Annotated in this window: 7 protein-coding genes; 4 read left to right on the top strand and 3 right to left on the bottom strand. The window is 67.7% G+C overall.

Annotated features, from left to right (window positions below; translation table 11 throughout):
- Positions 1-55 precede the first annotated feature (55 nt).
- Entirely contained in the window at positions 56-3151 is a 3096-nt protein-coding gene (locus tag GA0115259_RS32515) for an NACHT domain-containing protein (RefSeq protein WP_345941055.1), read from the bottom strand.
- Between the two features lie 151 nt (positions 3152-3302).
- Here GA0115259_RS32515 and GA0115259_RS32510 point away from each other — a divergent pair, with 151 nt between their 5' ends.
- A complete protein-coding gene (locus GA0115259_RS32510; protein WP_093603616.1) occupies positions 3303-4202 on the top strand; it encodes a sterol desaturase family protein in 900 nt (299 codons plus the stop codon).
- 27 nt (positions 4203-4229) lie between these two features.
- Here the strand turns inward: GA0115259_RS32510 and GA0115259_RS32505 are convergent, their stop codons facing one another.
- The gene (locus tag GA0115259_RS32505; protein ID WP_093603614.1) at positions 4230-5795 is read right to left on the bottom strand and encodes a S8 family peptidase; all 1566 of its coding nucleotides are present in this window, start codon (positions 5793-5795) and stop codon (positions 4230-4232) included.
- A 244-nt stretch (positions 5796-6039) separates the two neighbouring features.
- Here GA0115259_RS32505 and GA0115259_RS32500 point away from each other — a divergent pair, with 244 nt between their 5' ends.
- The 3 genes from GA0115259_RS32500 (at position 6040) to moaA (ending at position 9237) form a co-directional block, all read left to right on the top strand.
- Entirely contained in the window at positions 6040-6435 is a 396-nt protein-coding gene (locus GA0115259_RS32500; protein ID WP_176732731.1) for a DUF485 domain-containing protein, read from the top strand.
- On the top strand, positions 6432-8081 hold the full coding sequence (locus GA0115259_RS32495; RefSeq protein ID WP_370748990.1) for a solute symporter family protein: 1650 nt from the start codon (positions 6432-6434) through the stop codon (positions 8079-8081). Before GA0115259_RS32500 ends, GA0115259_RS32495 begins: the two co-directional genes overlap by 4 nt.
- 166 nt (positions 8082-8247) lie before the next feature.
- A complete protein-coding gene (gene moaA, locus GA0115259_RS32490) occupies positions 8248-9237 on the top strand; it encodes a GTP 3',8-cyclase MoaA (protein WP_093603610.1) in 990 nt (329 codons plus the stop codon).
- A 34-nt stretch (positions 9238-9271) separates the two neighbouring features.
- On the opposite strand, the gene GA0115259_RS32485 is transcribed toward moaA, so the two are convergent.
- Positions 9272-9523: a hypothetical protein gene (locus GA0115259_RS32485; protein WP_093603608.1), complete on the bottom strand. Its 252-nt coding sequence runs from the start codon at positions 9521-9523 to the stop codon at positions 9272-9274.
- Positions 9524-9642: the final 119 nt, after the last annotated feature.

Genomic DNA, 9642 nt, shown 5'->3' with positions numbered 1-9642 from the left:
CGGTGGCGATGGGGGTTACGTATGGGGCGGGGGCGTTGCTGGGGGCGGTGGGGGTTTAGTCCAGCCGGATGATCCGGCCGGGTGGGAAGAGGTCTTCCCCGGTGATCGGGGTGTCCTTTGTCGTAATCGTGAGCCCTTCCAGATCCGCCAGTGGACTCAGGTCGAGGGGAGCTCCGGTCTGGGCGCACGAGTAGAGGCGGAGCGAGGTGAGCGTGGGCAGGTCACGGAGCGGCCCGAGACCGCCGGGCAGTTCGCACCGGCTCAGACTGACTATTTGGAGCTTGGAGAGATGGCCGATCTGCTTCAGGTCAAGTGCATTCTGGCGCTGAAGCATCAGTTCGGTCAGCCCTCTCAGGGCCGGGATTCCGGCGAGCTGACGGATCTGCGTCGAGCCGCACAGGCTGAGTATCCTCAGGTTCGGCCAGCGCTGAATTCCTTCCAGACTCAGATAGCTCGTCGCGGGAAGGAGCCACAACATGACGAGTTGTGGGCCAATGGGGAGTTCACCCACGCTCTCCATCAGTAACGGATATCCGAAACTGACCTGACGGAGGTCCGGCATATGGCGCAAGGCATCCAACGACATGTCGTGATGCGTGTCGTACAGATTGAGTGTGGCGAGTCCGAGGCCGGACAGAGCGTCCAGCTCTCGTACCCCGGAGCAGCGGTTGAGGATCAATCGGGACAGTTTTGGCAGGGACGCGAGAGGAGACAGGTCGGTGAGCACATCGTTGTCGCCGAGCATGAGTGTGTCCGGGGCTTCCAGGGCGAGCAGAGGCGTGAGGTCGCTGTTGTTGCCAATGACCTCAATATGACGAGCCTTCGGGGTGTACCGCAACGCCCGTAGCTGCTCCGAGGTCTGTACGCGCAGGTAGGTCCGCTCCCAGTTGTGCGCAGACAAGACTTCCTCGGCATACGCCTCGCTCTCGAATGAGCCCCACGCCTGGGAGATCTGGAACGCGACCCGAGAACGTGTGTCCTCCCGGAATTGCGAAATCACCTCGAAGGCTCCGTCCCCCTCGATCAGCGCCGCCGTCCGCACCACCGCCGCCGCTGTCTTCTCATCCAGCCCCTCCGGCCCCGGCAGCAGCTCAAGCACCAGTTCCCCGGCCTTCGCCAGTGCCTCCGCTTCCTCCAGCTCGCGCGGCGGCACCAGCGCCCCCGCCCTGCCCTCCACCTCCGCCCGTACCACCGGATCCAGTTCCGGCGCGTGCTCCAGGCAGGCTGCCGCCAGCAGCACCAGCCGGTGACTGAGCCTCGGCGCGTGGTCGGCCCGACGCAGCAACTGTCGTAATAGCTTCGCCCGTTCGTCCACGCGCGCATGGCCCACCGCCATGCGCACCACGTCGTCCCATTGGTCGTCATGCGCGTTCTTGACCAGTACGCCGAAGTCCCGGGACTCGACCGCCGCCTTCGCGCCCAGGTAGTCCTGGAAGGTGCGGTGGACGAAGTCGACGGCGCCCGGCATCGGTTCGCGGAGGAGGCCGCTGCGGATCAGCAGATGGGCGAAGACCTGTTCCGCGTCGCCCTCCACCTGGGGCATGGCGGCCAGCCACTCGCCGACCATCTCCACGGCCTCCTCGCGCGCCGCCTCCACCTGCCCGTTGCGGATCAGCCAGTACGCCAGCCGTTGCAGCAGCGCGGTCTGCTCGTCCCGGGTCAGGTTCACGCCTTCGACGCCCAGGATCTCCCGTTCCGTGTCCCGGCGTACGAGCAGCATCTCCAGGGCCGCGTCGTACAACTCCTTCCTGGCTCGGGGCAGTTGCATCCGGCGGTCCCGGTTCAGGGCGCACAGCAGCGCGCACATCAGCGGATTTGTTGCCAGCCGCCCGAGGTCCCGGCGGGTCATCACCGCCTGGAGGAGCGACTTCTCGTAGACGTCGAGCTGGGACCGTTCCGCGTCCGACACGAATTCTTCTCGGGCCGCGCCGTGCCAGTGGCCCACGAACGACTTGATGTCCTCGCGGTCCATCGGCAGTAGTGAGTGCGCCTCGAAGCCCTGGCCCGACAGCCAGTCCTCCGGCACGGCGGACGGTCTGGTCGTCACCACATAACGGGCCTGGGGAAATGCCGTGACCAGGGACTTCAGCCACGCTTCCGTACGGGCCCTCAGCCGGGTCGGCACCTCGTCCACGCCGTCGACCAGGACCAGCGCGCGCCCTTGATCCAGCAGCTCCTCCGCCCACCCGGCCGCAGCCGAGAACGGCACGCCCGCCGCCCGCAGGAAGTCCTCCGGCATCGGCAGCGACTCCCAGGTCGTGAAGGCCCGCAGACGCAGTACGAAGGGCACACAGCGGTTCCAGTCGGCGAGTTCGGGACGGAAGCCGCGCCGGGCCGCGTTGAGCGCGAGCCACTGCACCAGCGTGCTCTTGCCCGAGCCGGCCGGGCCGCGCAGCAGTAATCGGTCCGTGGTCGTCAGCGCCTGCTCGGCGGTGACCGTCGTAGGGCCCGTGCGCGGCAGCCCTGGGTCCCCGAGGCCTCCGGGGCCTCTGCGCTCGCCGCTCACCGACAGGCTGATGTACGCCGTGTCCAGCGGCCAGTCGCGCCTCGACCGGCCCAGTGTCAGTCCGAACAGCTCCAGCCGCCCATGGGTACGGGCCACATACTCGCCGTACCGCTCCTCGAACGCGAGCGCCGCCGCGTCCCGTCGCGGTCCCACCCGCTCCCGTACGTCCTCGACCAGCTCCCGCGTCCGGCTCGCCTCCCTCCGCTGCTCGACCGCCGCACGCGCGGTGAACGACGGATGTGCGGTGAGCTGTTCCACCACATGCGCGCAGCACAGGCCGAGCAACTCCTCGTACAGGTCCTCGGCGGGCCCGGGACGCGGTGTGCGTAACTCCGCCGCCAGCCGCGCCGGATCCAGGTCCAGGGCGAACAGCCGCTCGGGCGTCAGCTCGCCCGCCGCCGCGAAGGAGGACCGTACGGCTTCGAGGGCGGCCAGGCGCTCGTTCTCCGGCAGCCGCGCATAAGCGTGTGACTGCTCCAATCGGCCCGCCAGTACCTTCGCCAGTCGGTCCGGTGACGCCGGTTTCGGCAGCGGGCGTACGGGAGAGGCCACCAGGCCCGCGCCCTGTTTCGGCAGAAGCATCGACTTGGCGATCGCGCCCAGGACCGTACCCGCGAGACGCGATACCACAACTTCCAGGCTCACTACGGCCGTTCCTCCCCGACGAACATGACGCACACGACGCACACGACGCACGCGACGACAGCGCGGGCAGACAGGATCCCATGGCGCGGCTCGCATACTTGTCGGTAACAACATCTAGCCCGGCGCCCGTGCCCGCCTCTACCGTGCTCGCATGCCGTCGAACCTGCCCGATGTGGTGCTGTGGTCGATACCCGCGTTCGTGCTGCTCACCGTGGTCGAGATGGTGAGCTGTCGGTTCCATCCCGACGAGGACGCTGCGGGCTACGCGGCCAAGGACGCCGTCACCAGCGTCACCATGGGCCTCGGCAGTCTGGTCTTCGATCTGCTCTGGAAGCTGCCGATCGTCGCGGTCTACACGGCGGTGCACGCCCTGACACCGCTCCGGGTGCCCGTGCTCTGGTGGACGATTCCGCTGATGCTGCTCGCGCAGGACTTCTTCTACTACTGGTCACACCGCGGCCATCACGTCATCCGGATCCTGTGGGCCTGTCATGTTGTCCACCACTCCAGCCGCAAGTTCAATCTGACCACGGCCCTTCGTCAGCCCTGGACCTCGCTCACGGTCTGGCCGTTCTATGTGCCGCTCGTGGCGTGCGGTGTGCATCCGGCGGCGCTCGCGTTCTGCTCGTCCGCGAATCTCGTCTACCAGTTCTGGGTGCACACCGAGCGGATCGACAAGCTGCCGCGGCCGTTCGAGTACGTGCTGAACACGCCGTCCCACCACCGGGTCCACCACGCGTCCCAAGGCGGCTATCTGGACCGGAACTTCGGCGGGATCCTGATCGTCTGGGACCGGCTGTTCGGGTCGTTCGTGCCCGAGACCGAGCGGCCCGTCTACGGGCTCACCAAGAACATCGAGACCTACAACCCGCTGCGCGTCGCCACTCATGAGTACGCGGCCCTCGCCCGGGATCTGCGGGCCGCGCGCGGCTGGCGTGACCGCGCGGGCCATGTGCTGCGCGGGCCCGGCTGGCAGCCCGTACGAGCCGTCTCCGCCTCGCCCGCGGCGAGGACGAACGCGGGCCGCCCCGGAGGACGGCCCGCGCGGTGATACTTGCTGACGCCTACTCGCCGGTGCCTACTTGCGCACCGCGTCCAGGGCGTCGACCAGACCCGCCCCGTAGAAGCCGTTGTAACGCTCGCCGCCCTCACAGACGGCGTCGATCTCGCCGTCGCCGTCGATGTCGTACGCCGTCGGGCAGGCCACATCGTCGGCCTGCACCGTCAGCAGCGCCTTGATGGCCTTCGCCGAGGCGTGCGGATGCGTTGACTTCAGCAGCGCCGCGACACCGGCGACATGCGGGGAGGCCATCGACGTACCGGCCATGTAGGCCCAGTTGCCGCCCGGTACCGGGCCGAGGATCAGACCGCTGGTCGCCGGCGGAGCCGGCGTCTGGTAGCGGGTCGAGTCGCCGCCCGGAGCGGCGATGTCGATGATGCCGAGACCGTGGTTGGAGAACGAGGACTTCAGGCCCTTGGCGCCGGTGGAGGCGACGGTGACGACGCCCGGCAGCTGGGTCGGGATGTCCAGGCACTCGGACGGGTCGATGACACGCTCACCGGGAGTGGTGTCGTTCGGGCTGGTCGGATCGGTGATCGAGTCGGACGAGAGGTCGTAGTTCTCGTTGCCCGCCGCGGCCACATTGACCGTGCCCTTGCTCTCGGCGTACCGCGTGGCGCGGGTGATCGCCTCGACCAGGGCCTTCTGGTCCGGGTCGTTCTTGCAGTTGAAGTACCACGGGTCGGTGTAGTAGCTGTTGTTCGTCACATCGACACCGTGCTCGGCGGCCCAGACGAAGCCGCAGACGACGGCCTCGGTGTAGAAGAACCCGACCGGCGTGGAGACCTTGATGCCGGCCACCTTCACACCCGGTGCGACACCGGTGATGCCCACACCGTTCTTGGCTCCGGCTATCTCGCCCGCGACATGCGTGCCGTGCGGGCTCTCCCCGGCGTTCGGACGCCAGGCGCCGTCCGCCGTGTCGGGCTTGCCGGTCACACAGTTGACCGACGCCGCGCGGTCGAAGTTGGGCGCGATGTCCGGGTGCGTGTCATCGACACCGGTGTCGATGACGGCAACAGTGACGTTCCTGCTGCCGAGGTTCTTCTCATGTGCCTTGTCCGCCTTGATGGCGGGCAGGTCCCACTGCAACGGCTCCAGCGGGTCCTGGGGAAGGGCGGTGCCGCCGCCCTTCTTCGCGTTGGCCTTCTCCGTCGCCGCCGTCGCGACGGCGACCTCCTCGGCGGTCAGCGTGCGAGGCGTACCGATGTCCGTCGTGGACTGCGCGGGCAGCGGCGCGGTGCGGGTGGCACCGGCCGACTCGACGCCCTTGACCTTGCGTACGGTCTGCGCGAAGGCCGGGTTCTGCGAGGTGACGACGATGACACCTATCTGGTCATAACTGGTGACCACAGTGCCGCCGGCCCGGTCGATCGCCTTCTTGACCGACTTGACGGTGGAGTGTCCACCGCGGGTGTTGACGACGTACGACAGCTTCGGGCCGTCCGTGGCGACCGCTTCGGTGCCGCCGCCCGCCGGTGCGGCCGTAGCCGTGGCGGCAGGCAGGAAACCGAGCGTGACGGTGAGCGCCAGACCTACGGGCAGCGCGAGTGCGCGCTGCCGTCTGGATCCCAGATGAGCCATGGGTTCTCCACATCATCCGTGAGACCGTTTCGCGCAGGCTGCGCGTGAACGGGTACATGACGAGCGAAGTTATCGCTGATCAACGCTGTTCTTCAATCGTTCCTGAATCATTTCCGGAAGAAAAAGACCGGTGTTGAACCGCTTCGCCATGCCTCCCGTGCCGTTGTCAGGGGGACGAGCAACATCCCGTCCCTGAGAGGTCCCCATGACCAACCACACCGCACCCGCGTCACGAGGAGATTCCGTGGCTACCGATGCACCGCCGCCCGAGGGCGGTACGGACACCAGCCCAGCCCCGTCCACACCGGATCCGTCCACGACGGCCCAGCCCACGACGGCGCAGTTCGTCGAGGTGCAGGAGAGCGCGGAATTCGGCGAACTGCGCCGTACCTACCGCTCCTTCGCCTTCCCGCTGACCGTCGCCTTCATCGCCTGGTACCTGCTGTACGTCCTGCTGTCCAACTACGCGGGCGGCTTCATGGGCACCAAGCTCTTCGGCAACATCAATGTCGCGCTCGTCCTCGGTCTGGCGCAGTTCGCCACCACGTTCCTCATCGCCTGGTACTACGCGCGGCACGCCGCCCGCAAGCTCGACCCGAAGGCGGATGTCATCAAGTCCCGTATGGAGGCGGACGCGTGAGCCACTCGATCCAGCTCGTCGCCCAGCAGTCACCGCTCCAGCTCGCCGCCTCGGACGCCGGCGAGCACCGGCCGCTGATCATCACACTCTTCGGGCTCTTCGTCGTCGCGACCCTGGTCATCACCGTCTGGGCCGGCCGGCAGACCAAGAACGCGTCCGACTTCTACGCGGGCGGACGGCAGTTCTCCGGTTTCCAGAACGGACTCGCCGTCTCCGGCGACTACATGTCCGCCGCGTCCTTCCTCGGGATCGCCGGCGCCATCGCCCTCTTCGGCTACGACGGCTTCCTCTACTCCATCGGATTTTTGGTCGCCTGGCTGGTGGCGCTGCTGCTCGTCGCCGAACCGCTGCGCAACTCCGGCCGCTACACCATGGGTGACGTCCTCGCGTACCGGATGCGCCAGCGCCCGGTACGTACCGCGGCGGGCACCTCCACCATCGTCGTCTCGATCTTCTACCTCCTCGCGCAGATGGCCGGCGCCGGTGTGCTGGTCTCGCTGCTGCTCGGCATCACCAGCGACGCCGGGAAGATCGCCATCGTCGCGCTGGTCGGTCTGCTGATGATCGTGTACGTGACCATCGGCGGAATGAAGGGCACCACCTGGGTGCAGATGGTCAAGGCCGTGCTTCTGATCGCGGGCACCCTGCTCATCACCTTCCTCATCCTGCTGAAGTTCAACTTCAACCTCTCCGACCTGCTGGGCACGGCGGCGAGCAACAGCGGCAAGGGAGCGTCCTTCCTTGAGCCCGGGCTCAAGTACGGTGCCACCGCGACCTCGAAGCTGGACTTCATCTCGCTCGGCATCGCGCTGGTGCTCGGTACGGCGGGACTGCCGCACATCCTCATCCGCTTCTACACCGTGCCCACCGCCAAGGCCGCCCGCAAGTCGGTGATCTGGGCCATCGGGATCATCGGCGCGTTCTATCTGATGACGATCGTGCTCGGCTTCGGCGCCGCCGCGCTGCTCAAGTCCGACGACATCATCGCCTCCAACAAGGCGGGCAACACGGCGGCTCCGCTGGCCGCCCTGGAAATCGGCGGTGGCGCCGGCTCCACCGGAGGAGCGATCCTGCTCGCCGTGATCTCGGCCGTCGCCTTCGCCACCATTCTCGCGGTGGTCGCCGGGCTGACGCTCGCGTCCTCGTCGTCCTTCGCGCACGACATCTACGCCAATGTCATCCGCAAGGGTGAGGCGACCGAGAAGGAAGAGGTCCGCGCGGCCCGCTGGGCGACCGTCGCCATCGGCATCGTCTCCATCGCGCTCGGGGCGCTCGCCCGCGATCTGAATGTGGCCGGTCTGGTCGCGCTCGCCTTCGCCGTCGCCGCCTCGGCCAATCTGCCGACCATCCTCTACAGCCTGTTCTGGAAGCGGTTCACCACTCAGGGCGCGCTGTGGTCGATCTACGGCGGACTGGCCTCGTCGGTGCTGCTGGTGCTGTTCTCACCGGTCGTCTCCGGGAAGCCCACCTCGATGTTCCCCGACGCCGACTTCCACTTCTTTCCGCTGGAGAACCCGGGTCTGATCTCCATTCCGCTGGGCTTCCTGCTCGGCTGGCTGGGCACCGTACTGTCCAAGGAGCAGCCGGACCAGGGCAAGTACGCCGAACTGGAGGTCAAGTCCCTGACGGGCACCGGGGCCCACTGAGCCGTACGGGCAAGGACTCTTCCGGGTACGAACCTCCTTCCGTGGCCGCGTCGTGGAGACCTACGACGCGGCCACGCGGCTGTCCGTCGCAAATGTCCCTCTGGCGTTGTCAGTGGTCTGACGTAGTCTCGACGGTGTCGGAACCGATCACAGGGAGGGGGCCGCAGTGCTCATAGACACGTACGGTCGTGTGGCCACCGACCTGCGCGTTTCGCTGACGGACCGGTGCAATCTGCGGTGCACGTACTGCATGCCGGAAGAAGGACTCCAGTGGCTCGGCAAGTCGGAGCTGCTCAGCGATGACGAAATCGTCCGTCTGGTCCATATCGCCGTCACCCGGCTGGGTGTCACCGAGGTCCGTTTCACCGGCGGAGAGCCGCTGATCAGACCCGGTCTCGTCGGGATCGTCGAGCGGTGCGCCGCGCTGGAGCCGCGTCCCAGGATGTCGGTGACCACCAATGGCCTCGGGCTCGCGCGTATCGCCGCCGCGCTCAGGGCCGCGGGCCTCGACCGGGTCAATGTCTCGCTCGACACGCTGCGGCCCGCGGTCTTCCGGGACCTCACCCGGCGTGACCGGCATGCGGATGTGATCAGCGGGCTGCGCGCCGCCCATGAGGCCGGGCTCAGGCCCGTCAAGATCAATGCGGTGCTGATGCCAAGCCTCAACGAGGACGAGGCGCCCGAGCTGCTCGCCTGGGCCATCGAGCACGGCTATGAGCTGCGCTTCATCGAGCAGATGCCGCTCGACGCCCAGCACGGCTGGAAGCGGGACGGCATGATCACGGCCGGTGAGATCCTGGATTCGCTGCGTACGCGCTTCCGGCTCACTCCCGAGGGCGAGACCGTCCGGGGCTCGGCGCCCGCCGAGCGCTGGATCGTGGACGGCGGACCGCACCGCGTCGGTGTGATCGCCTCCGTCACGCGCCCGTTCTGCCATGCCTGCGACCGCACGCGGCTCACCGCCGACGGACAGGTGCGCAGCTGTCTGTTCGCCCGGGAGGAGACGGATCTGCGAGGCGCGCTGCGCTCCGGCGCGCCCGACGAGGAGATCGCCACGATCTGGAAGCTGGCGATGTGGGGCAAGAAGGCCGGTTCCGGGCTGGACGATCCGTCGTTCCTCCAGCCGGACCGCCCGATGTCGGCGATCGGCGGCTGATGCCGCTGATGTCGTCGCTGATGCCTCGCCGATGTCAGTGATCGGTGGCCGACCGGCGCTCCCACTCCGTCAGCTCGACCACATCCTTGAGGAAGCCGCGCATATCGAGGAACGAGGAGAGATGCTCACGGTGCTCGTCGCACGCCAGCCAGGTCTTGCGCCGCTCGGGCGTATGCAGCTTGGGATTGTTCCAGGCCAGGACCCAGACGGCGGGCTCACGGCAGCCCTTCGCGGAGCAGATCGGCGCGGCGTCGGAAGCGGAATCGGAGGTGTCGGGGAAGCTCACCCGACAACCCTAGGGCGTGTTTCGAAAGTAGCGCCGTCCGCCCGGAGGGCGGGGCCTGGGGCGTCCGGTGCGTGCGATCGCAAGGCGGAGGATCGTCGTTGTCGATGGCCCGGCCGTAC

The sequence above is a fragment of the Streptomyces sp. MnatMP-M17 genome, from assembly GCF_900091995.1.
In the GTDB taxonomy this organism is placed as follows: domain Bacteria; phylum Actinomycetota; class Actinomycetes; order Streptomycetales; family Streptomycetaceae; genus Streptomyces.
Note: the sequence above shows the minus strand (reverse complement) of the source record. Positions and strands in the feature narration are given on the sequence as shown.